19 protein-coding genes and 2 pseudogenes are annotated in these 22324 nt (G+C 51.5%); 8 read left to right on the top strand and 13 right to left on the bottom strand.

The features are described from left to right. Positions 1–165: 165 nt before the first annotated feature. Together MON37_RS08755 and MON37_RS08760 are read left to right on the top strand one after the other, a co-directional pair. Positions 166–1266, top strand: coding sequence for an anhydro-N-acetylmuramic acid kinase (locus MON37_RS08755; RefSeq protein ID WP_039410536.1), 1101 nt, complete (start codon positions 166–168; stop codon positions 1264–1266). A 64-nt stretch (positions 1267–1330) separates the two neighbouring features. Next, positions 1331–2338 (top strand): IS5 family transposase, encoded by a 1008-nt coding sequence (locus MON37_RS08760; RefSeq protein ID WP_242883562.1) that lies wholly within the window; start codon positions 1331–1333, stop codon positions 2336–2338. Positions 2339–2673: 335 nt separating this feature from the next. Here the strand turns inward: MON37_RS08760 and ccoP are convergent, their stop codons facing one another. From ccoP to ccoN, 4 genes are read right to left on the bottom strand one after another with little or no spacing between them, the layout of a single operon-like run. Further along, a complete protein-coding gene (gene ccoP, locus MON37_RS08765; RefSeq protein ID WP_081094574.1) occupies positions 2674–4038 on the bottom strand; it encodes a cytochrome-c oxidase, cbb3-type subunit III in 1365 nt (454 codons plus the stop codon). A 30-nt stretch (positions 4039–4068) separates the two neighbouring features. Then, the gene (locus tag MON37_RS08770) at positions 4069–4239 is read right to left on the bottom strand and encodes a cbb3-type cytochrome oxidase subunit 3 (RefSeq protein WP_003757997.1); all 171 of its coding nucleotides are present in this window, start codon (positions 4237–4239) and stop codon (positions 4069–4071) included. Positions 4240–4243: 4 nt separating this feature from the next. Then, on the bottom strand, positions 4244–4855 hold the full coding sequence (gene ccoO / locus MON37_RS08775; RefSeq protein ID WP_009312365.1) for a cytochrome-c oxidase, cbb3-type subunit II: 612 nt from the start codon (positions 4853–4855) through the stop codon (positions 4244–4246). Between the two features lie 23 nt (positions 4856–4878). Next, a complete protein-coding gene (gene ccoN / locus MON37_RS08780) occupies positions 4879–6312 on the bottom strand; it encodes a cytochrome-c oxidase, cbb3-type subunit I (RefSeq protein WP_203026403.1) in 1434 nt (477 codons plus the stop codon). A 330-nt stretch (positions 6313–6642) separates the two neighbouring features. Here ccoN and MON37_RS08785 point away from each other — a divergent pair, with 330 nt between their 5' ends. The 3 genes and pseudogenes from MON37_RS08785 to MON37_RS12505 form a co-directional block, all read left to right on the top strand. Continuing rightward, on the top strand, positions 6643–8406 hold the full coding sequence (locus MON37_RS08785; protein WP_039410247.1) for a M61 family metallopeptidase: 1764 nt from the start codon (positions 6643–6645) through the stop codon (positions 8404–8406). Positions 8407–8470: 64 nt separating this feature from the next. Then, positions 8471–8911 (top strand): TIGR01244 family sulfur transferase, encoded by a 441-nt coding sequence (locus MON37_RS08790; protein ID WP_039410251.1) that lies wholly within the window; start codon positions 8471–8473, stop codon positions 8909–8911. Between the two features lie 121 nt (positions 8912–9032). Beyond that, a pseudogene (locus MON37_RS12505) lies at positions 9033–9220 on the top strand (hypothetical protein); the annotation flags it as partial. On the opposite strand, the gene MON37_RS08795 reads toward MON37_RS12505, so the two are convergent. The 4 genes from MON37_RS08795 to MON37_RS08810 all read right to left on the bottom strand — a co-directional run bounded on the left by MON37_RS08795 (position 9217) and on the right by MON37_RS08810 (position 14512). After that, the gene (locus MON37_RS08795; protein ID WP_039410255.1) at positions 9217–10047 is read right to left on the bottom strand and encodes a carbon-nitrogen hydrolase family protein; all 831 of its coding nucleotides are present in this window, start codon (positions 10045–10047) and stop codon (positions 9217–9219) included. The pseudogene MON37_RS12505 and the gene MON37_RS08795 sit on opposite strands and share 4 nt — an antisense overlap. Positions 10048–10290: 243 nt before the next feature. Continuing rightward, positions 10291–11298 (bottom strand): IS5 family transposase, encoded by a 1008-nt coding sequence (locus MON37_RS08800; RefSeq protein WP_242883552.1) that lies wholly within the window; start codon positions 11296–11298, stop codon positions 10291–10293. A gap of 261 nt (positions 11299–11559) precedes the next feature. Beyond that, on the bottom strand, positions 11560–13473 hold the full coding sequence (gene dxs / locus MON37_RS08805) for a 1-deoxy-D-xylulose-5-phosphate synthase (RefSeq protein ID WP_070635986.1): 1914 nt from the start codon (positions 13471–13473) through the stop codon (positions 11560–11562). A 166-nt stretch (positions 13474–13639) separates the two neighbouring features. Continuing rightward, a complete protein-coding gene (locus tag MON37_RS08810; RefSeq protein ID WP_070635987.1) occupies positions 13640–14512 on the bottom strand; it encodes a prephenate dehydrogenase in 873 nt (290 codons plus the stop codon). 216 nt (positions 14513–14728) lie between these two features. Here MON37_RS08810 and rfaQ point away from each other — a divergent pair, with 216 nt between their 5' ends. After that, complete coding sequence (rfaQ, locus tag MON37_RS08815; RefSeq protein WP_070635988.1) at positions 14729–15814, top strand: putative lipopolysaccharide heptosyltransferase III; 1086 nt, start codon at positions 14729–14731, stop codon at positions 15812–15814. Between the two features lie 75 nt (positions 15815–15889). Here the strand turns inward: rfaQ and MON37_RS08820 are convergent, their stop codons facing one another. Both MON37_RS08820 and MON37_RS08825 read right to left on the bottom strand, forming a co-directional pair. After that, positions 15890–16855, bottom strand: a complete 966-nt coding sequence (locus MON37_RS08820; protein WP_242883531.1) for an IS30 family transposase — start codon at positions 16853–16855, stop codon at positions 15890–15892. 118 nt (positions 16856–16973) lie between these two features. Next, positions 16974–17309, bottom strand: a complete 336-nt coding sequence (locus MON37_RS08825; protein ID WP_039410275.1) for a porin family protein — start codon at positions 17307–17309, stop codon at positions 16974–16976. A gap of 192 nt (positions 17310–17501) precedes the next feature. Between MON37_RS08825 and ruvC the strand changes: the two genes are divergently transcribed. Further along, entirely contained in the window at positions 17502–18050 is a 549-nt protein-coding gene (gene ruvC, locus MON37_RS08830; RefSeq protein ID WP_039410272.1) for a crossover junction endodeoxyribonuclease RuvC, read from the top strand. 129 nt (positions 18051–18179) lie between these two features. Further along, complete coding sequence (locus tag MON37_RS08835; RefSeq protein WP_039410269.1) at positions 18180–19049, top strand: lipid A biosynthesis lauroyl acyltransferase; 870 nt, start codon at positions 18180–18182, stop codon at positions 19047–19049. An 857-nt stretch (positions 19050–19906) separates the two neighbouring features. On the opposite strand, the gene MON37_RS08840 is transcribed toward MON37_RS08835, so the two are convergent. From MON37_RS08840 to MON37_RS08850, 3 genes and pseudogenes are all read right to left on the bottom strand, one after another. Next, positions 19907–20587, bottom strand: a complete 681-nt coding sequence (locus MON37_RS08840; protein ID WP_039410724.1) for a YiaD family glycine zipper/OmpA-like lipoprotein — start codon at positions 20585–20587, stop codon at positions 19907–19909. A gap of 259 nt (positions 20588–20846) precedes the next feature. Continuing rightward, positions 20847–21476: pseudogene (locus tag MON37_RS08845) on the bottom strand (YoaK family protein); the annotation flags it as partial. Continuing rightward, positions 21477–22324 (bottom strand): IS630 family transposase gene (locus tag MON37_RS08850; RefSeq protein WP_242883611.1). Its coding sequence is split into 2 segments (ribosomal slippage): positions 21477–22009 and positions 22009–22324, totalling 849 coding nucleotides; the frame shifts between segments, so codons are not numbered across the junction.

Consider the following 22324-nt stretch of genomic DNA (forward strand, 5'->3'; position numbering starts at 1 on the left):
TTCCTTTGGAAATACGAAAGTTGGCAGATTCGGAATCTCGACCTAATTGTAACCTTTTTACAATCTTTCTTGAAATATTTCTTTATCTTCTCCAATCCTGAATCCAAATAAAATCTGAAACAGCGTTACAATGTTTCTTTTTGCCTACTTCAAAATCACAATTTTATGAATATCCGAAACTATATCGGCATTATGTCCGGCACCAGCATGGACGGTACGGACGCAGTTTTAATCCGCATGGAAGGCAGTCGATGGCTGGAAGCCGTTTCCCACGTATTCATCCCCTATTCAGACGACCTTAGGCATGAATTGCTGGATTTGCAAAATATCGGCAACAACGAACTGCATCTCAGTATGCTGCTATCTCAAAAACTAAGCTGCCTTTACGCAGATACGGTTTCTTTACTGCTCAAACAAACCAACCTGCAAGCCCACGATATTGACGCCGTTGGCTGCCACGGGCAGACTGTCCGCCATGCCCCCGAAGCAGGATACAGCATACAACTCGCCGATCTACCGCTTTTGGCACATCTGACCGGTATCTTTACCATCGGCGATTTCCGCAGCAGGGATTTAGCGGCAGGCGGACAAGGCGCCCCTCTTGTCCCCGCATTCCATCAAGCCTTGTTCCAAAGCGACTCCGAGACACGCGTTGTTTTGAATATCGGCGGTATTTCCAACATCAGCATCCTGCCAAATTCCTCTCCGGCATTCGGCTTTGATACCGGCCCGGGCAATATGCTGTCTGACGCATGGATGCAAGCCATTTGGCAACGTCCTTATGACAAAGACGGCTTGATTGCGGCAACAGGAACCGTTTTACCCGAACTGCTAACCCGCCTGCTCGACCACCCATATTTTTCCTCCCCATACCCAAAAAGTACTGGGCGTGAATTATTTTCATTGGATTGGTTGAAAGGTCGTCTGAAAGGTGGTGAAAAACCGGAAGACATTTTGCGAACGTTACTCAGGTTTACTGCCCAAACGATTTATGATGCAACCATCTCTGCCGCTCCTGATGTTTGCAATCTTTATGTTTGTGGCGGTGGTATCCGCAATCCTGTTTTAATGGAAGATTTGCACCAACTTTTTTCCTCTACCACGAAATTACATAGTACAGCAGCACTCAATCTTGATCCGCAATGGGTCGAAGCCGCTGCCTTCGGCTGGCTTGCGGCCTGTTGGATGAATAAAATTCCAAGCAGTCCGCACCATGCGACAGGGGCAGAAAAATCCTGTATTTTGGGTGCAGGACATTATCCCTAATGAGACCTTTGCAAAATTCCCCAAAATCCCCTAAATTCCCATCAAGACATTTAGGGGATTTCCCATGAGCACCTTCTTCCAGCAAACCGCACAAGCCATGATTGCCAAACACATCGACCGCTTCCCATTATTGAAGTTGGATCAGGTGATTGATTGGCAACCGATCGAACAATACCTGAACCGTCAAAGAACCCGTTACCTTAGAGACCACCGCGGCCGTCCCGCCTATCCCCTGTTGTCCATGTTCAAAGCCGTCCTGCTCGGACAATGGCACAGCCTCTCCGATCCCGAACTCGAACACAGCCTCATCACCCGCATCGATTTCAACCTGTTTTGCCGTTTTGACGAACTGAGCATCCCCGATTACAGCACCTTATGCCGCTACCGTAACTGGCTGGCGCAAGACGACACCCTGTCCGAATTGCTGGAACTGATTAACTGCCAACTGGCCGAAAAAAACCTAAAAGTAGAGAAAGCATCCGCCGCCGTCATTGACGCCACCATTATTCAGACTGCCGGCAGCAAACAGCGTCAGGCCATAGAAGTCGACGAGGAAGGACAAGTCAGCGGCCAAACCACACCGAGTAAGGACAAAGATGCCCGTTGGACAAAGAAAAACGGCCTCTACAAACTCGGTTACAAACAACATACCCGTACCGATGAGGAAGGCTATATCGAGAAACTGCACATCACTCCTGCCAATACCCATGAGTGCAACCATCTGTCCCCTTTGTTGGAAGGCATTGCCGAAGGTACGACCGTCTATGCCGACAAAGGCTACGACAGCAAGGAAAACCGGCAACATCTGAAAGAGCATCAGTTGTTAGACGGCATTATGCGCAAAGCCTGCCGCAACCGTCCGCTGACGGAAGCGCAAACCAAACGCAACCGATATTTGTCGAAGACCCGTTATGTGGTCGAACAAAGCTTCGGTACGCTGCACCGTAAATTCCGCTACGCCCGGGCAGCCTATTTTGGTCTGCTCAAAGTGAGTGCGCAAAGCCATCTGAAGGCGATGTGTTTGAACCTGTTGAAAGCGGCCAACAGGCTAAGTGTGCCTGTTGCAGCCTAAAAGGCGGCCCGGATGCCTGATTATCGGGTATCCGGGGAGGATTAAGGGGGTATTTGGGTAGAATTAAGGAGTGATTGGGGGCGGAAACAGCCGAAAACAGCCGAAAACCTGTGTTTGGGGTTTCGGTTGTCGGGGGAAAAGGAATTTTGCAAAGGTCTCCTAATATGTCTCACTAGTTTCATTAGTTACTTTGCGACCCATAGCAAACCATAAGCTGTTCCCTGTATTTCATACACATTTAAGATAAAGACAGAAATTAAATTGCTCTATGAAGACAGATGGCTTGACCATAAAAAAACGCACCTTATGAAAAGGTGCGTTTTAATTTCTACGGTTTAGAATTTAGCGCCGGATTGGTTGGCCATATAGTCAACCGCTGCTTTGACTTCGTCATCACTCAGGCTTGTGTTACCGCCTTTGGCAGGCATGGAGTTAAAGCCTTCGAGCGCGTGTTTGTGCAGGGTATCTTTACCTTGCTTGATGCGCGGGGCCCACTCGTCTTTCTTGCCTATGCCTGGAGCACCAGGGATGGTACCGCCGTGACACATTTTACAGTTAGCTTCAAAAACGGCTTTACCGTCCACTTTGGCAGAAGAAGCATCTGCTTTTTCCACCGGCTTGGCTTCGGCAGGAGCGGCCGCTTTTGCATCAGCTGCTGAAGCTGCTTTTTCAGCTTGTGCAGGTGCGGACGCAGATGAAGCGTCAGCGGATGATGCAGCAGCAGAAGCAGGTGCCGGTGCGGGAGCAGGTTCGGCTTTTTTCACGGGCGCTTTGCCGTCTTTGTTGGACAGACCCCATACATACGCAGTCATAATGTGGAGTTTGTCTTTATCCAAGAAACGACCCCAAGCCGGCATTTGACTGTGTCGGCCGTTGGTGATGGTTTCGATAATCGATTTTTGAGTACCGCCCCACAACCATACGTTATCGGTCAGGTTCGGACCCAGTCCTTGGATACCTTGACCTTTGTCGCCGTGACAGGTAAAGCAGTTTGCCGGTGGACCACTGAACAATACTTTACCGCGTGCGGCACGTTCTTCATCGTATTGGTCTTTGGATTTGGATAAGGACATGACATAGTTTGCCACATCTTTTACCCGCTCTTCACCCAATGCAGGACCCCATGCCGCCATCGTCGCCGTACGGCCTTTTTCAATGGTCTCGTGGATTTTCTCAGGTTCGCCGCCCCACAACCAATCGTTGTCGGTCAAATTCGGGAAGCCTTTGGAACCTTTGGCATCAGAACCGTGACATTGGATACAGTAGGTATTGAAGAGGTTTTGACCGATGGCGCGTGCTTCAGGATTTTTTGCCACTTGCTCAATCGGCATATTGGCAAACTTGGCATAAACTTTGCCGTACTTCTGATCTGCTTTAGCCATTTCCTGATCATATTGTCCGTGGCTGCTCCATTTCCACTGTCCTTTATAATCGCCCAAACCCGGATACATGACCAGGTAGCCGATACCGAACAACCAAGTGCAGACATACAGCCAAAACCACCAGCGTGGCAACGGGTTGTTGTATTCTTCGATACCGTCCCATTGATGGCCTGTCGTTTTGACCTCTTCGCCCTTTTTAGGACGCTTCACAACGTTTTGGGAAAGCAGCAGCCATGCCAAGCCGATAAAGCTGAGCACGACGATGACTGCAATGTATATATTCCAGAAATTGCTGGTAAATTGGGTTGCTGTGTTCATTATTTTGCTCCGTGATCACGGACTAAACTGTTATCGCCCGTCTTTTTCAGACGACTCTTTATCCTCATCATTTTCGAAAATACTGTTGGCGGCATCATCGTAGTTCTTTTTATTGCGTCGGTTGAAAACGATATAAAGCACTAAGATAAAGCTGATAAAAACCCAAACAGTAAAGAGCGAGCGGGCCCAGTTTACGTCCATGATGTTACCTTACGTTTTTCAATGCCAAGCCTAAGCCTTGCAGGTATGCAATCACCGCATCCAGCTCCGATTTGTTTTCCAAGGCTTCAGGTGCTTTGGCAATCTCTTCATCGCTGTAAGGCGTACCGACTTTACGCAGGGCTTTCATATGCGCCACGGTTGCTTCGGCATCGACTTTGTTGCGGGCAAGCCATGGGAAAGCGGGCATATTGGACTCCGGCACAACGTCGCGCGGATTCAGCAGGTGGATGCGGTGCCATTCGTCGGAATAGCGGCCGCCGACACGTGCCAAGTCCGGACCGGTACGTTTGGAACCCCATTGGAACGGATGGTCATAAACAGACTCGCCGGCAACGGAGTAGTGGCCGTAACGTTCGGTTTCCGCACGGAACGGACGGATCATTTGAGAGTGACAGTTGTAACAACCCTCGCGGATATAGATGTCGCGACCAGCCACTTGCAAAGCGTTATAAGGTTTCACACCTTCAATAGGCTGGGTGACTGCCTTAGTAAAGAACAGCGGCACGGCTTCAATCAACAGGCCTACGCTGACTACAAGCAGGGTAAATACAATCAGGACGCCGACTTTTTCTTCAGCTAATTGTTGTAATTTCATTTTGGTAGCCTTTTCTTATGTTTTTAGTGGTGCTGGGTTTGAGACACCGCGGGAATCTCGGCATCAACCGCTTTGCCACTGATGGCCGTACGGTAAACGTTGTATGCCATGATACACATACCGCTCAGGTACAGCAGGCCGCCGGTGAAACGAATCATGTAGAAAGGCATGGTGCGTTTAACTGACTCTACAAACGAGTAGGTCAAAGTACCGTCCGCATTCAAAGAACCCCACATCAGACCTTGCAATACCCCTGCAATCCACATGGAGGCGATATACAGAACCACGCCGATGGTCGCAATCCAGAAATGCGCTTCCACCAATTTGGTGCTGTACATTTCATTTTTACCGAACAGGCGGGGAATCATGTAGTACACGGAACCAATGGTCACGAAGCCCACCCAGCCCAATGCGCCGGCATGAACGTGTGCAACGGTCCAGTCAGTGTAGTGGCTCAAAGCGTTGACGGATTTGATGGACATCATCGGACCTTCGAAGGTGGACATACCGTAGAAGGACAGAGAAACGATCAAGAATTTCAAGATAGGGTCGGTACGCAGTTTGTCCCATGCGCCGGACAAGGTCATGATACCGTTGATCATACCGCCCCAAGAAGGTGCGAACAGAATCAGGGACAACACCATACCCAAGGACTGAGTCCAGTCAGGCAGCGCGGTATAGTGCAAGTGGTGGGAACCTGCCCACATATAGGTGAAAATCAAAGCCCAGAAGTGGACGACGGACAGGCGGTAAGAGTAAACCGGACGCCCTGCCTGTTTCGGCACGAAGTAGTACATCATGCCCAAGAAACCTGCGGTCAGGAAGAAACCTACGGCATTGTGGCCATACCACCATTGAACCATAGCATCGATTGCACCCGCATAAACCGGATAGGATTTCATGAAGCCCGCAGGAATACTCAGGTTATTGACGATGTGCAACAGGGCAACGGCCAAAATGAAACCGCCGTAGAACCAGTTGGCAACGTAGATATGTTTGATTTTACGTTTAGCAATCGTACCGAAGAATACGATGGCGTAAGCAATCCAAACCAAAGCGATCAGGATGTCGATAGGCCATTCCAATTCGGCATACTCTTTAGCTTGGGTATAACCCAAAGGCAGGCTGACGATTGCCGCAACGATAACTGCCTGCCAGCCCCAGAAGGTAAATGCCGGCAGCCAACCGCCGAACAGGCGTGCATTACAGGTACGTTGAACAACGTAGTATGATGTACCCATCAGACCGCAACCGCCGAACGCAAAAATCACCGCATTGGTGTGCAACGGACGCAGGCGGCCGAAGTGGAACCAAGGGCCGACATCTGATAAATCAAGGGCTGGGGCGAACAATTGGGCGGCAACGATGACACCGACCAACATGCCCACAATACCCCAAACTACGGTCATGATGGCGAACTGGCGCACCACTTTGTAGTTATAAGTTTGTGTGTCCATGAGAGTCTCCATGAATTATGGGAATAAAAATTTTTTATCTCACTTTGCCGTATGCGTTTTAAACAAACGCAATAAGGGCTAGGTTTAAATTTTTCTAAATTTAACATATAAGACAAGCCTAGCCAAGCGGAATTACATTTCACTCCATCTGGCGGCTTTATCGATTTTTTATATTTTTTACTTTATAATCATATTATTATTTAACAACCTCCCCTACAGCGCCACTTTATTTTTTCAAGTCTCCCTTTTGAAGGGGACTTTATCGATATAAATCAAACCGCATAATTCGACCTTTTTTATTCATAAAATTTAACAAATACATTAATAGTCATGATTAATTACAAAATCACCCCCAGCCCGCTCACCCACGAGTGGCACATCCGCCTAACCTTCCGACAAGAACATGATTTGGAAACAGAAATCAGCCTGCCGAACTGGGTTCCCGGCAGCTATCTGATACGTGACTTCTCCCGCCACATCACCACCATCCGCGCCTTTTGCAATGGAGAATATGCCCATCTGACCCAAGTCAAAAAAAACCGGTGGCGCATTGCCCCGCAGTCCGGCGAGTGGGAAATTTACTACACCGTTTACGCCTACGACCTGTCCGTCCGCGGCTCGTTTCTGACTGCCGAACGCGGGTTCTTTGACGGCGCGTGCCTGTTTTTGCAGGTAAACGGACAAGAAAACAGCGCGCACCAAATCGAATTCCCCATCCTGCCGAAAACATGGCGGATTGCCACCACCCTGCCCCAAACCGGCATCCACAGCTTTCAGACGACCTCCTACCATGACTTAATCGACCACCCTGTCGAACTGGGCAACATCGAATTTCTCGATTTCGAAGCCGGCGGCATCCCGCACCGTATCGCCTTGAGCGGCCACTACCCCAATTTCGACCGCGACCGCCTCGTGTCAGACATCCGCACAATCTGCAAAACCGAACTGGCCATGTTCCCCTCCCCTGCCCCGTTCACCCATTACCTCTTCCTGCTCCACGTCGGCGACAACATCTACGGCGGACTGGAACACATCAGCAGCACCGCCCTGCTCGCCGACCGCCACAGCCTGCCGCCGCACGGCATGACCGACGCCAACGATGCCTACACCCAACTGCTCGGACTGTTCTCACACGAATACTTCCACGCCTGGAACGTCAAATCCATCAAACCCGCCGCCTTTGCCCCCTACGACCTCGACCGCGAAAACTACACCGAGCAGCTTTGGGCATTTGAAGGCATCACCTCCTACTACGACGACCTCTTCCTCGCCCGAAGCCGCACCATCGCCCCCGAAGCCTACCTGCGCCTGCTCGCCCAAAGCATCACCCGCGTGCAGCAAACCAAAGGTCGTCTGAAACAAAGCCTTGCCGAATCCAGCTTCACTGCTTGGAACAAATTCTACAAACAAGACGAAAACAGCCCCAACGCCATCGTCAGCTACTACCAAAAAGGCGCACTCGCCGCCCTCTGCCTCGACCTCGCCATCCGCAGCAAAAGCAGTGGGCGACACACCCTCGACAGCGTCATGCAGCAACACTACCGCGATTGGTTGGACACCCGGCAAGGCATTCCCGAAAAACAATGGCAAGCCCGTTGCCAAGCGTTTATCGGCCTAGACCTCGAAGACTTTTTTCAGACAACCCTCTACACCACCGCCGACCTGCCCCTTGCCGAACTCCTCGCCACCATAGGCATCGGGCTGCAATGGCAGGCACAGCCGCGCGGACACGGCGGCGCATTCCTGTCCGAACCGCCAACCGAAACGCCCGCCCCCGCGTCCGACTTCGGCGCAAGGTTCAAACAAAACAGCGACCACGCCACCTTGACCCACGTCTTCAACGGCGGCAGCGCAGAAAACGCCGCCCTCTGCCCGCAGGACAAAATCATCGCCATCGACGGCTACGCCTGCACCGACCTTGCCGCACAGTGGGCGCAACTCCCCATCGGCGCCACCGCCCGCCTCCACTACTTCCGCACCGGCATCCTGTACGTCGCCGACATCACCGTCCAAGCCGCCGAAGCCGACACCGCCGTCCTCTACATTACCGACCGCGAATTATTTGAAAACTGGCTTTATAATGACCGAGTCTGATTTTCAGACGACCTCAAACACCGGATCGAGGTCGTCTGAAAACCACTTACAGAAAGGAAAACCCATGTCTATCCAAAAACTTGCCGACAACCTCTACATCGCCCCTCAACTGACCGAAGCAGACGTACGAGAAGCCGCCAAACTCGGCATCCAAACCGTCATCTGCAACCGTCCCGACGGCGAAGAAGAAAACCAACCCTCGTTCAAACAAGTCGAAAGCTGGCTTGAAGCCGCAGGCATCCACGAACACCACCATCAGCCCATCGTCGCGCCCGCCATCAACGCCGCCGATGTCGCCGCTTTCCAAAACCTGCTCAAAAGCGTTCCCCAACCTGTCCTCGCCTACTGCCGCACCGGCACCCGCTGTTCCCTGCTCTGGGGCTATCATCAGGTGCAAAACGGCGCAAGCGTCGCCGAAGTCGTCGCTGCCGCACAACAAGCAGGCGTCAATCTGAGCAACTTCGAAGCCCGCCTGCAAGACGCGCAACAAAACGGGCTGGCGTAACACGCTATCCGTTTAGCCAAATGCAAAGGTCGTCTGAAAATACCGTTTCAAAAAATGGAAACTGTTTTCAGACGACCTTTTTTACGTTATGCCGTTTGGCGAACCGAATGAACGCACCTGATATAGTGGATTAAATTTAAATCAGGACAAGGCGACGAAGCCGCAGACAGTACAGATAGTACGGAACCGATTCACTTGGTGCTTCAGCACCTTAGAGAATCGTTCTCTTTGAGCTAAGGCGAGGCAACACCGTACTGGTTTAAATTTAATCCACTATACAAGCTTGAATCACGTTTTAATCATCTTCACAACAACCTGTGCTTCAAAGCGGGCAGTCTGGTGCGTACACTTTGCAGCCTCGCAGCGTCCAAATCGGCAATGACGATGCCTTCTCCTTCGGGCAATATGTCCAAGATTTCGCCCCACGGATCGATAATCATGCTATGACCGAACGTGCGCCTACCGCTTTCGTGTTCGCCGCCTTGCGCCGAAGCGATGACGTAGCATTGGTTTTCCACCGCTCGGGCGCGCAGCAGCAATTCCCAATGCGCTTTACCTGTCGTGTAAGTGAAGGCGGCGGGCAGCAGCAAAACGTCAAACGGCTGCTGGGTGCGGAAAAACTCGGGAAAGCGCAAGTCGTAGCACACACCTGCGGCAAGCGGCACGCCGTCGGCAGCCAATTTCGGCACATTGCCGCCCGCGCTGATGGTGTCCGCCTCGGCATAGCGTTCGCCCAAACCTGAAAAACCGAACAGGTGCATTTTATGATACAGCCCGATTTGCGTGCCATCGCGGTCGTACACCAACATCGTGTTCATCACTTTGCCCGCGTCAGGGCTTTGCAGCGGAATCGTGCCGCCGAACAGCACCACGCCGCATTCCGCCGCCGTCTCGCTCAAGGTCGTCTGAAAACGAGCGTAGCGAGTTTCGCTAAAATTGCTACCGACTAAAGGTTCGGCGAAAGCCAGTTTGTCAGTATCCTTGCGCCCCATCAGCGGCCAATATTCAGGCAGCAGCACCCAGTCCGCGCCTTGTTCGGCTGCTTGGCGTACGAGGCGTTTCATGGTGTCGATGTTGGCATCGGGGTCGGTGGACGAAATCATTTGCACGGCGGCTGCGCGGATGTTTTTTTGCATGTCAGTTCCTATCTGCGTGTTCAGACGCCCGCCGACAGGTCGTCTGAACAAAGATTCACGATATGTCCAAAGAAAAATACCTGTACCCATTATCTGAGACCTTTGCAAAAAAGCCCTTCCCCCCGACAGCCGAAACCCAAACACAGGTTTTCGTCTATTTCCGCCCCTAATTGCTCCTGATTTTACCCAAATATCCCCTTAATCCTCCCCGAATACCCGATAATCAGGCATCCGGGCCGCCTTTTAGGCGGCAACAGGCACACTTAGCCTGTTAGCCGCTTTCAACAGGTTTAAACACATCGCCTTCAGATGGCTTTGCGCACTCACTTTGAGCAGACCAAAATAGGCTGCCCGGGCGTAGCGGAATTTACGGTGCAGCGTACCAAAGCTTTGCTCGACCACATAACGGGTCTTCGACAAATATCGGTTGCGTTTGGTTTGCGCTTCCGTCAGCGGACGGTTGCGGTGGGCTTTGCGCATAATGCCGTCCAGCAACCGATGTTCTTTCAGATGTTGCCGGTTTTCCGCACTGTCGTAGCCTTTATCGGCATAGACGGTCGTACCTTCGGCAATGCCTTCCAGCAAAGGCGACAGGTGGTTGCACTCATGGGTATTGGCGGGGGTGATGTGCAGTTTCTCGATATAGCCTTCCTCATCGGTACGGGTATGTTGTTTGTAACCGAGTTTGTAGAGACCGTTTTTCTTTGTCCAGCGGGCATCTTTGTCTTTACTCGGTGTGGTTTGGCCGCTGACTTGTCCTTCTTCATCGACTTCTATGGCCTGACGCTGTTTGCTGCCGGCGGTCTGAATAATGGTGGCGTCAATGACGGCGGCGGATGCTTTCTCTACTTTTAGGTTTTTTTCGGTCAGTTGGCGGTTAATCAGTTCCAGCAATTCGGACAGGGTGTCGTCTTGCGCCAGCCAGTTGCGGTAGCGGCATAAGGTGCTGTAATCGGGGATGCTCAGTTCGTCAAAACGGCAAAATAGGTTGAAATCGATGCGGGTGATGAGACTGTGTTCGAGTTCGGGATCGGAGAGGCTGTGCCATTGTCCGAGCAGGACGGCTTTGAACATGGACAACAGTGGATAGGCGGGACGGCCGCGGTGGTCTCGAAGGTAACGGGCTCTTTGACGATTCAGGTATTGTTCGATCGGTTGCCAATCAATCACCTGATCCAACTTCAATAATGGGAAGCGGTCGATGTGTTTGGCGATCATGGCTTGTGCGGTTTGCCGGAAGAAGGTGCTCATGGAAAATCCCCTAAATGTCTTGGTGTGAATTTAGGGGATTTTGGGGAATTTTGCAAAGGTCTCTATCTATGTAATTTGAAACAACGGCATAGACTTTTTTGATACAGCACACATCATCAGCCCCGTCATTTCCGTCCACTCGCAATACGCCGATAAATAAACCGTATCGAAAACAGGACAAAGGTCGTCTGAAAATCAGTTTTCAGACGACCTTTATTCATTGCTTGCAACGGCGCGGCGTTATTTGCTAGCAGCTTTAATTCAAGCTGCCGGCAGCCATCCGCGTATGCGTTTTTCCATCGCGTCGGCACTCAAGCCCAAATCGTCCAAAAGTTTTTTCGGATCGCCGTGTTCGGTTACGGTGTCAGCAACACCCAAAAGAAAAACGGGTTTGCAGATGCCGTGTTTCGCCAATACTTCCAGCACCGCGCTGCCTGCGCCGCCTTGTTCGGCGTTTTCTTCGGCGGTAACGATGTAGTCGTGGCTTTGGGCGAGGCGGACGATGAGTTCCTCGTCTATCGGTTTGACGAAGCGCATATCGGCGACGGTGGCGTTCAGTTTTTCGGCAACCGCCAATGCGGGGGCGACTATGCTGCCGAAGGCGATGAATGCGGTTTTCTCGCCTTGGCGGCGGACGATGCCTTTGCCGACAGCTACGGTTTCGAGGCCGTCTGAAACGGGCGCGCCTGTTCCCGTGCCGCGCGGATAGCGGACGGCAGCGGGGGCGTCTGCCTGATAGCAGGTCGAAAGCAGCAGGCGGCATTCGTTTTCATCGCTCGGCGCGGCAACAATCATGTTCGGCACGCAGCGCAAGAAGCTCAAATCGTACAAACCGGCATGGGTCGGGCCGTCCGCGCCGACGATGCCCGCACGGTCGACGGCAAACAAAACGGGCAGGTTTTGCAGGGCGATGTCGTGCACCAGTTGGTCGTAGGCGCGCTGGAGGAAGGTGGAATAAATGGCGACGACGGGCTTCATGCCTTCGCAAGCCAAACCGCCGGCAAAGGTAACGGCGTGCTGCTCGGCGATGCCGACATCGAAATAGCGGTCGGGGAATTGTTGTTCGAATTCGACCAGTCCGCTGCCCTCGCGCATAGCGGGGGTAATCGCCGCCAATCGGGAATCTGCCGCCGCCTGGTCGCACAGCCATTTGCCGAACACTTGCGTATAGGTCGGTTTGGCGGCGGGCTTGTTTTCTTTTTCAGACGACGTTGCGGTTTTGAGGTCGTCTGAAATGTCTTTGGGCAGGTTGGCAACGGCGTGGTATTTGACAGGGTCGTTTTCGGCGAGTTTGTAGCCGTTGCCCTTTTTGGTGATGACGTGCAGCAGTTGCGGGCCTTTGCGGCCGCGCAAGTCTTTCAATACGTCAACCAGATGCTCGACGTTGTGACCGTCCACGGGGCCGGTGTAGCGGAAACCGAAGTTTTCAAACAAAGACAGCGACTGCTTGGCGTGTTCGGCTTCGCCCGCCAGCGTTTTGATTTTGTGTTCGACTTTTTGGGCAAGCTCCATCGCGCCGGGCAGCTTGTCCAAAACCTTGCTCGATTGCGCCTTGATTGTGCTCAACACGCCGCGCATATCGCGCACGACGTTGCTGGCGAGGTATTTCGGCAGCGCGCCGACGTTAGGGGAAATCGACATTTCGTTGTCGTTTAGGATGACCAGCAGGTTCACGTCCATGTCGCCCGCACAGTTCAAGGCTTCAAACGCCTGCCCCGCCGTCATCGCGCCGTCGCCGATAATGGCGACGCTGCGGCGGTCGCTGCCCAAGAGTTTGTCTGCCGCCGCCATGCCCAAAGCCGCGCCGATGGAGGTGGAGGAATGCCCTACGCCGAACGCGTCGTATTCGGACTCGCTGCGTTTGGGGAAACCCGCCAAGCCGCCGTAGCGGCGCATGGTGTGCATCCGTTTTTTGCGGCCGGTGAGGATTTTGTGCGGATAGCTTTGATGGCCGACATCCCAAATCAAATGGTCTTCGGGCGTGTTATACACATAGTGCAGGGCGATGGTCAGCTCGACCGCGCCCAGATTGCTGGCGAAATGCCCGCCGGTTTGACCGACGGATTCGAGTAGGAATGCCCGCAATTCGGCGGCAACCTGCGGCAGCAGGCTTTTATCCAGCCTGCGCAAATCCTGCGGCAGATGGATGGTGTCTAATAACGGAGTGTGGCTCATGGTGTGTCTTTGCGGGCTTATTGTGTCTATCGGGCAATTATAGCAAGAGTTGTCCTGTTCGGATAAAGGGTTTTGACGAAGCTTTGTTTTCAGACGATCTGATTTAACTATCTATTTATATAAAGGTCTTATATAAAAGTCGTCTGAAACTGCTCTTTCAAACCTGCTACTGCCGTTCCAGCCATTCATCACGGGTTTGTTTGGCAGAGGCAAAATAGCGGTAAAGGGCGGCGCGGTCTTCTTCGGACAGGATGCGTTCGAGTTCGGATAACTGGGTACGCAGGCCGCCAATCAAATCCAACAGGCTGTTTTTGTTGGCAAGGCAGATGTCCGTCCATACGGCGGGATGACTGGATGCGATGCGCGTAAAATCACGAAAGCCCGTCGCGGCAAATTCGAGGTAACGCCGACCGTCGGGATGATCGGCGATTTGGTGGACGTAGGCGAAGGCGGCAAGATGCGGCATATGGGAAACGGCAGCAAAAACGGCATCGTGTTCTTCCGCGCTCATGCGGAAAGTTTGCGCCCCGACTGCCAGCCACAGGTTTTCAACCAGGCTGACCGCCTGTTCATCTTCTTCCCCGTGCGGCGTGATCACCAGTTTCCTGTCCTGAAACAATCCGAACTGTGCGGAAAGCGCGCCGTTCCTGTCAGAGCCTGCAATCGGATGGGCTGCGATGCAACGGGACAAATGTTCGGGCAGGACGCTGCGGAAAGCCTGAACGGCAGATTGTTTGGTACTGCCCACATCGGTAACCACGGTATGCGCGTTCAAATAAGGTCGGACGGTGCGGCAAATGTCTGGAAATGTGGAAACAGGCGTAGCGATAACGGCCAAATCCGCTTCGTGCATACTCAAAGCGTCGATTTGTGTGTAGGCACGATCGATGACGCGCCGTTCAAGCGCACGGTCAAGGTTGTCGCGATCCAAATCGATGCCGGTTACCGTATCGACCAATCCGAGCCGTTTCAAGTCCAACACGAACGAGCCTCCGATCAGCCCGACACCGATAAGGACGATGTGTTTGAGTGTATTCATGGCAGGTACACGGGACAAAGGTCGTCTGAAAACGGCACGCCCGCTATTTTTATTTTAGGGATTAATTGTCCGCATTCTATCGTATCCGAAAGGCAAACGCATATCGGCAATGATACTGCCTCGCACACCATCCGTCCGACCATAAAAAGGCAGTTCGCCATTGTGCCGTTTCGTTTTACAATAGGCAGACCGAAATCCATCCGCCGAAAGCAAACTATGTCCCTGGCCCAACCGAAACGTATTTTAGTCATCAAGCTGCGCCACTACGGCGACGTCCTGTTAGCCACGCCCGTCGTCCACGCCCTCAAGACCCGCTTTCCCGATTGCGAAATCGACATGCTGGTTTACCGGGAAACCGCCGACATCATCAGCGACAATCCTGAAATTGCCGAAATCTTCACCATAGACCGCTCCTGGAAAAAGCAGGGGTTGAAAACCCAGCTATGCGAAGAAAAAAAGCTGTTCTCGCACCTGAAAAAGCGGAGGTACGACTGGGCGTTCAACCTGTCCGACCAATGGCGCTCGGCAATACTCGCCAAATTCTGCGCACAATGCAGCGTCGGCATCAGCCATATCAAACGCGACCACTTTTTCTGGCGTTGGTGCCACGACTTCCTCAACCCCGAAGCCGGACGCGGCTGCCACATTACCGAATATCATATGAACGTTTTGCCGCCGCTTATCCGGCCTGAGGAAACACCGCCGACAAAAGTGATGATGGCAATCGGCGAAGATGCCTGCTCGAATTTGCAAAGCAAGCTGAACAAACAAGGCTGGAACGGGGAGGATTATGTCTTATTCCACCCGGGCGCGCGTTGGGAATTCAAATGCTGGGAAGACGGCAAAAACGCCGCCATCGTCCAATTACTGCTCAACCACGGTCAAAACGTCGTTTTAACCGCCGCACCCTCAGCAACCGAACAACAAATGATCGATGCAGTTTTAGAACGCGTCAAAATTCCCGAAGGCGGTAAATTATGGACACTGTCGGGCAACCTCAACCTGCGCGAACTGGCTGCTGCCATCGACGGCTGCAAACTCTTCATCGGCGTAGATTCCGCCCCCATGCACATCGCCGCTGCACTGGACAAACCGCAAATCGCCCTGTTCGGTCCCTCATGGCTGGACAGATGGCATCCCTATTCCGACAATGCCGAGGTTATTTGGGCGGGTGATTTCGGCGACCTACCCCACCCCGACAGCATCAATACATCCGGCAAAAAACGCCTGCTCAAAGCCATTCCGCTGGAAGCCGTGTGGAACAAAATTGCTGAAAAGCTGGGTTTAAACAAGGAAGCTTAAACAAAACGGCAAAGGTCGTCTGAAACCCCCAAATCGGTTTTCAGACGACCTTGGATTCGGATTTCAAGTGCAACACTAGGGTACCAGTGGTTGGAACAGATTTAAGAATAAAACACTTGGCGTTTCGTAGCCAAGTGTTTTTCTCGGCCGGTGGTTCAACTCATCTTGAACCCTGCGTATCTCCCGATCGCTGATGTTTCGGAAATCGGTTTGTTTGGGGAAATATTGCCGGATGAGTCCATTGGTGTTCTCATTCAGCCCTTTCTCCCAAGAATGGTAAGGGCGGCAAAAATAGGTTTTCGCCTTCAATGCTTTGGCTATTTTGGTGTGTTGGTAGAACTCTTTGCCGTTATCCATGGTGATGGTGTGGACTCTGGCTTTATATGCCTTTAATACCCTAATGGCCGCCCGGGCAGTGTCTTCGGCTTTTAAGTTCTTTAATTTGCAGATGATGGTGTAGCGGGTAACGCGTTCGACCAAGGTCAATAACGCGCTTTTCTGATTTTTGCCGACGATGGTGTCGGCCTCCCAATCGCCGATGCGGGTTTTCTGGTCGACGATAGCAGGTCGGTTCTCTATGCCGACGCGGTTGGGCACTTTGCCTCTGGTCCATGTGCTGCCGTAGCGTTTGCGGTAGGGTTTGCTGCATATTCTGAGATGTTGCCACAAAGTGCCGCCGTTGCTTTTGTCTTGGCGAAGGTAGCGGTAAACGGTGCTGTGATGGAGTGTGATCCCGTGGTGTTTATGCAGGTAGGCACATACTTGTTCGGGACTGAGTTTGCGGCGGATAAGGGTGTCGATGTGTTGAACCAGCTGCGAATCGAGCTTATAGGGTTTTCGCCGGTGCTGTTTGGTCAGCCGGCTTTGCTTCTGTGCTTTTTCGGCGCTGTATTGCTGTCCTTGGATGCAGTGCCGCTTGATTTCGCGGCTGATGGTGCTTTTGTGGCGGTTGAGCTGTTTGGCGATTTCGGCGATGGTGCAGTGGCGGGACAGGTATTGGATATGGTATCGTTCGTCTTGGGTCAGTTGTGTGTAGCTCATGGCAATCTTTCTTGCAGGAAAGGCCGTATGCTACCGCATACTGGCCTTTTTCTGTTATGGAAAGTTGCACTTCAAATGCGAATCCGCCGACCTTTTCATTACACGAACGACAAAAAATTCAATATTTCCCAAACTGCCCTGCCGCATCATCTCCCATATTGCCCGAATGGGAGGAAGGACTATGCCAAACCGTGCGCGACAGGCTGCGCGAACCTACCGGCGTATCCTGTTCTGCCTGAAACAACACATTATTCCCACTACCGATAGGTAGCGAGCCGCGCAAACCGATATAACTGCCTGAATCATATATGCCGCTATGTGATACCGAACTGTCTCTCGATTTGATGCGCGACGCTTCAACGCCGCTTTTGATTTCGCCATAAAGGCGGACTTCCGCTGTCGCCAACACAGGCAAAGCCGTCAAAGCAGCAACCAAAATATACAAGGGTTTCATCCTGTTCGTTCCTTTCAAATATTTCTTACACAACCGAATAGCGATAACCAATTTGACCAACCAGTATATGCCCCTCTTGCGTAAACAAACCATAAATCGTGAAAACGTCGTCTGAAAAGACACATCGCATCCCATATCCGTTTTATATTGATTTCACTATAATCCCGGTTTCACCGCCTCAACAGCATAATCATGACTTCCGCTTCACAAACCACCCGCATCCTAGGCATAGACCCCGGCAGCCGCGTAACCGGCTTCGGCATCATCGACGTCCGCGGCCGCGAGCATTTCTACATCGCCTCTGGCTGCATCAAAACCCCTCCGGACGCGCCGCTGTCAGAACGCATCGCCGTCATCGTACGCCATATTGATGAAATCGTCCGAACTTACCGGCCGCAACAGGCCGCCGTGGAGCAGGTATTCGTCAACGTCAATCCTGCCTCCACACTCATGCTCGGACAGGCGCGCGGCGCGGCATTGGCAGCATTGGTCATGCATAGCTTGCCCGTATCCGAATACACCGCCCTGCAAGTCAAACAGGCCGTCGTGGGCAAAGGCAAAGCAGCGAAAGAGCAAGTACAGCACATGGTCGTACAAATGCTCTCCCTTTCCGGCACGCCCCAATCCGATGCCGCCGACGGCCTCGCCGTCGCCCTGACCCATGCCCTGCGCAACCACGGACTTGCCGCACAGTTGAACCCGAAAGCAATGAAAGTCAAACGGGGACGCTTCCAATGGTAAAAAGGTCGTCTGAAAACGAGCGTAGCGGGTTTCGCCAAAACAAGTTTACTCAGACTCCTACTCTCTGACTGAACAACAGACCTTTCCGTTATAATTCCCTTTTTCCCGCACCATTCCTCAATAGACGACATGAAAGCCGCCTTTTTCCTCCTCTACCTCATTCAGCTCCTGCCCTTCAAAGCCATACACAAAATTGCCGATGCAGTGGGCATCCTTGCCTATTACGCCGTCAAACCGCGCCGCAAAGTCGGCGAGACCAACCTCAGAAAATGCTTTCCCGAATGGAGCGAAGACAAGCGCGAAGCCGTGCTCAAACGCCATTTTCAGCACATGGCAAAGCTGATGCTCGAATACGGCCTGTATTGGTACGCACCCGCAGACAGACTGCGCAAGTTTGTGCATTATCAAGACAAACACCATCTCGACGACGCACTCGCGGCGGGCGAAAAAGTCATCCTGCTTTATCCGCATTTCACCGCATTTGAAATGGCGGTTTACACCCTCAATCAGGACGTGCCGCTGACCAGCATGTATTCGCACCAAAAAAACAAAGCGTTGGACGAACAAATCCTCAAAGGCCTCCACCGCTACAACAACGTCTTCCTCATCGGCCGCACCGAAGGCCTGCGCGCGATTATCAAGCAACTGCGCAAAAGCGACGCCCCCTTCCTTTACCTGCCCGACCAAGATTTCGGCCGCAACGACTCCATTTTCGTCAACTTCTTCGGCATCCCCACCGCCACGATTACAGGCTTAAGCCGCATCGCCGGCATGACGAAAGCCAAAGTCATCCCCGCCATCCCCACGCGCAATGCCGACAACACCGTTACGCTGCGCTTTTATCCGGCATGGGAAAACTTCCCTTCAGACGACGTTGCAGCCGACACCCAACGCATGAACGACTTTATCGAAGCGCGGGCAAGGGAAAATCCCGAACAATATTTCTGGCTGCACAAACGCTTCAAAACCCGTCCCGAAGGCGAACAGGGATTTTATTGAATTACATACAGTTACAACAAAAAGCAAAGCCCGTCATATTCGGGCTTTTATCATTTCTATTAAATCGAAAATTAACAACGATAGTAACAAATTTTCAATTGAGAATTTTTCACATTAACTCTTTGGATAAAATAGAGATTTAACCCTAATTAACCTAAAATGCAGTCGAATCCCCAAGCCATATCCTCAAAACGTAAAGATAATATAACTTTTTAATTAATATATTAAATTTAATTTCATTTAAAATCAAAAAGTTATAAAATAACATTTTATCCAAATTAATATCATTAACTACACAATCAAGAATATAATTCCAAAATTATGAAAATATGATTCTTATTTTTATATAAATATTAATTTAATAGCATATAGTTTTAAATAATTTAGATTTTTTGAAATATTGCAAATACAAAAACAGCATAAAAAAATCATATCCCCCTCTTGGCAAACCTGAAAATTTAGCGTAAATTTCACTACATCGAATTACAGCCCTACTGGCAAATACGATACTCTGGTTTCCCGTAGCAAGCTCCTTAGTTTGCAGCGGATGTTCCGAGCCTCACTCCCTCGGAGCAAAAGTTTACCCGCACGGAGTTGAGCCGTGCAGGTAAAGCCGCAGGCGAAAGCCTGTATTGTTTGTGAAGCGTAAATCTCTGATTTGAGGTATTGGGGCAATCCTGTGGGGGATTGCCTCCTTTTTTGTTTCCTACATTTCCACCATTTCATTATTGCCTCCGACCTCAAATTGTCTTGAGGTATTCGGACATCCGGCCCGCATTACTTCCATATAAAAGGTCGTCTGAAACCTGATTTTGTTTCAGACGACCTTTAAACTTTATCTGCAGACGGATAGCTTATTACATTTGTTGTTGCGCTGCTTTGATGGCGTTTTGATCGGGATTGATCAAAATCTCAACGCGGCGGTTTTGGGCGCGGCCTTCGGCTGTGGCGTTAGATGCAATCGGGTGGCGTGAGCCGTAGCCGGCGGTGGTCAGGCGCGAGCCGTTCACGCCGCGGGATTGCAGGTAATCGGCAACGGCAAGTGCGCGGTTGCGGGACAGCGGTTCGTTGATGGCGTCATTGCCGGTGTTGTCGGTATGACCGTTAATCGTCAAGGTCGTGTCGGGGTATTGCACCAGCGTTTCGGAGGCGGTCGCCAAAGCGTTACGCGCCTGATCGCTCAATGCCGCGCTGCCTGTGGCGAAGGTGACGTTTTCAGGCATCACCAGCTTGATTTGGTTGCCTTGGCGTTCCACTTCGATGTTGGTGTTTTTCAGGTTTTCGCGCAGTTTTTTCTCTTGGTAGTCCATGTAGCCGCCTACGCCCGCACCAATCGCACCACATGCCAACGCGGAATTGCGCGCGCCTTTGCCGCCGTGGGTCAGTGCACCGACGATGCCGCACACTGCCGCGCCACCCAAGCCGTACATAGCGGTTTTGCTGGTGTTGCGTTGTCCGCTTACAGGATCGGTTACGCAGCCGGTCAGAGCCAAAGGAATGGCCAACGCGGCAACAGTCAAAGGTTTCAAGAATTTCATTGAGATTTCCTTTCAAAAAATACCGCTCCGACACAGAAGGTCGTCTGAAAAGCGGCTTGATGTATTTCAACGATGTTTCGGCGTGCTGCAAACCCTTCCAAACAGATTGAAGCAGCATGATAGCCAAGATTGCGGCGTAGTAAATCTCGCTTAACCCGATATTACCTAACTAACCGCAAACTGACATTTCGGTTTTCTATTCTGCGTATTCAGTAAGATTACCGTAATGAAGTTTGGTTCCTCAAGGCGTTTGCAACACCTATTCTTTCCCATAACGGCTGCGGACATACCTTATCAACATATATTTCAGCCTCAAACGCACATCGTAACCGACCGATCCCGCGCCCAACACAAACAACACCAGCGCGACCGGCAAGGCAAAATGGTGGCCTATCTGATGATAGCCCCACGCACCAATCACCCCACCCAACAAAAACGACCACATCAATCCGCCCAAAAGCCACATCTTCGGCTTATTGACACGCACATGCGGCAGGCGCGGATGATGTTTTTTCGAATAATACAGCGCGCGCGAAAGCTCGATGCCCAAGTCGGTTGCCGTGCCGGTCATGTGCGTCGAACGGATGGCACCGCCGGATAAAAGCGTCATCACCGTATTGTGCATTCCCATGATGAAACACATTAAAAACAAAGCCAACGACGGGAAAACCAAATTCCCGTCCCCGATGTTCCACTTCGATGCCGTCAGACCGAACAAGCCGAATATCAACAGATAAACCGCTTCCAGCCACATGGAAAAACCGAAGCTGCCGCGAAACCGTTTCTGCTGCGTCCACAAAACCACCCAGCCCGAATGCGCCGCACCGACAATGAAGCACAACACACTAATCAAAGCTACTGCCGCCGTTACCCATTCGCGCAGATATAGTCAATTAAAATCAAAATAGGACAGTAACGCATCGTCAAATCGGGCGTAATCAGACAATACGGTTCGCAGATACCGCTTAATATTCGCCCACACCTTCTCAATCGGGTTGAGCTCAGGTGAATAAGGTGCAAGAGGCAATACCTTATGTCCCCATTTTCCCGCCATTTCCCGTAAAACACCCATACGGTGAAATCGCGCATTATCTAAAATAATCACCGATTTTTGAGTCAATGCAGGCAGTAGGCATTGCTGAAACCACGCTTCAAAAAAGACTCCGGTCATCGTATTTTGATAAACCATCGGAGCAATCAGCCGGTTGCCGACTTGTGCGGACACCAGAGATAAGCGTCGGTATCTTTTTCCACTTATCTGCGCTTTCACTATTTGCCCTTTCGGGCTGCGGGCATAGGGACGGAACAGGTAGCGGTCAAATCCTGTTTCATCCAAATAAACACGTTGGTAGCCGGAAAATTCGGCCAGCTGTGTCAAATAATGCGTTACTTTGGCCGGGTCTTGTTCTTTGTAAGTGGTGGTCTTTTTTTGCGCGTCATCCCCATCTGTTTGAGTGCATAGCAAACGGCGGCTGGCGTACAATCAAAATGTTTGGCGATTTCATGCAGATAGGCATCCTGGTGCTGCTCAACATATTGAGCCAGTTTTTGCCTATCCAATTTTACGGCATTTAGACCGGTAACTTGATGTTTTAGGCTGCCTGTTTGTTTTTTAAGGTGAATCCACAGGTAAAGCGTGTTTCTTGACAAGTTAAATGTTGCTGCGGTTTGGCTGATGTTTTTGCATTGTTCGTAAAAGTTTAAAGCTTTGTTTCTCAAGTCCGCAGAGTATGCCAT

Origin of the sequence: Morococcus cerebrosus (assembly GCF_022749515.1) — a bacterium.
GTDB lineage: Bacteria > Pseudomonadota > Gammaproteobacteria > Burkholderiales > Neisseriaceae > Neisseria > Neisseria cerebrosa.

Bases quoted from the DNA above. Each gene is read 5' to 3' on its own strand.
- MON37_RS08755 (WP_039410536.1), top strand. From the start codon at position 166: ATGAATATCCGAAACTATATCGGCATTATGTCCGGCACCAGCATGGAC.
- MON37_RS08760 (WP_242883562.1), top strand. From the start codon at position 1,331: ATGAGCACCTTCTTCCAGCAAACCGCACAAGCCATGATTGCCAAACAC.
- ccoP (WP_081094574.1), bottom strand. From the start codon at position 4,038: ATGAACACAGCAACCCAATTTACCAGCAATTTCTGGAATATATACATT.
- MON37_RS08770 (WP_003757997.1), bottom strand. From the start codon at position 4,239: ATGGACGTAAACTGGGCCCGCTCGCTCTTTACTGTTTGGGTTTTTATC.
- ccoO (WP_009312365.1), bottom strand. From the start codon at position 4,855: ATGAAATTACAACAATTAGCTGAAGAAAAAGTCGGCGTCCTGATTGTA.
- ccoN (WP_203026403.1), bottom strand. From the start codon at position 6,312: ATGGACACACAAACTTATAACTACAAAGTGGTGCGCCAGTTCGCCATC.
- MON37_RS08785 (WP_039410247.1), top strand. From the start codon at position 6,643: ATGATTAATTACAAAATCACCCCCAGCCCGCTCACCCACGAGTGGCAC.
- MON37_RS08790 (WP_039410251.1), top strand. From the start codon at position 8,471: ATGTCTATCCAAAAACTTGCCGACAACCTCTACATCGCCCCTCAACTG.
- MON37_RS08795 (WP_039410255.1), bottom strand. From the start codon at position 10,047: ATGCAAAAAAACATCCGCGCAGCCGCCGTGCAAATGATTTCGTCCACC.
- MON37_RS08800 (WP_242883552.1), bottom strand. From the start codon at position 11,298: ATGAGCACCTTCTTCCGGCAAACCGCACAAGCCATGATCGCCAAACAC.
- dxs (WP_070635986.1), bottom strand. From the start codon at position 13,473: ATGAGCCACACTCCGTTATTAGACACCATCCATCTGCCGCAGGATTTG.
- MON37_RS08810 (WP_070635987.1), bottom strand. From the start codon at position 14,512: ATGAATACACTCAAACACATCGTCCTTATCGGTGTCGGGCTGATCGGA.
- rfaQ (WP_070635988.1), top strand. From the start codon at position 14,729: ATGTCCCTGGCCCAACCGAAACGTATTTTAGTCATCAAGCTGCGCCAC.
- MON37_RS08820 (WP_242883531.1), bottom strand. From the start codon at position 16,855: ATGAGCTACACACAACTGACCCAAGACGAACGATACCATATCCAATAC.
- MON37_RS08825 (WP_039410275.1), bottom strand. From the start codon at position 17,309: ATGAAACCCTTGTATATTTTGGTTGCTGCTTTGACGGCTTTGCCTGTG.
- ruvC (WP_039410272.1), top strand. From the start codon at position 17,502: ATGACTTCCGCTTCACAAACCACCCGCATCCTAGGCATAGACCCCGGC.
- MON37_RS08835 (WP_039410269.1), top strand. From the start codon at position 18,180: ATGAAAGCCGCCTTTTTCCTCCTCTACCTCATTCAGCTCCTGCCCTTC.
- MON37_RS08840 (WP_039410724.1), bottom strand. From the start codon at position 20,587: ATGAAATTCTTGAAACCTTTGACTGTTGCCGCGTTGGCCATTCCTTTG.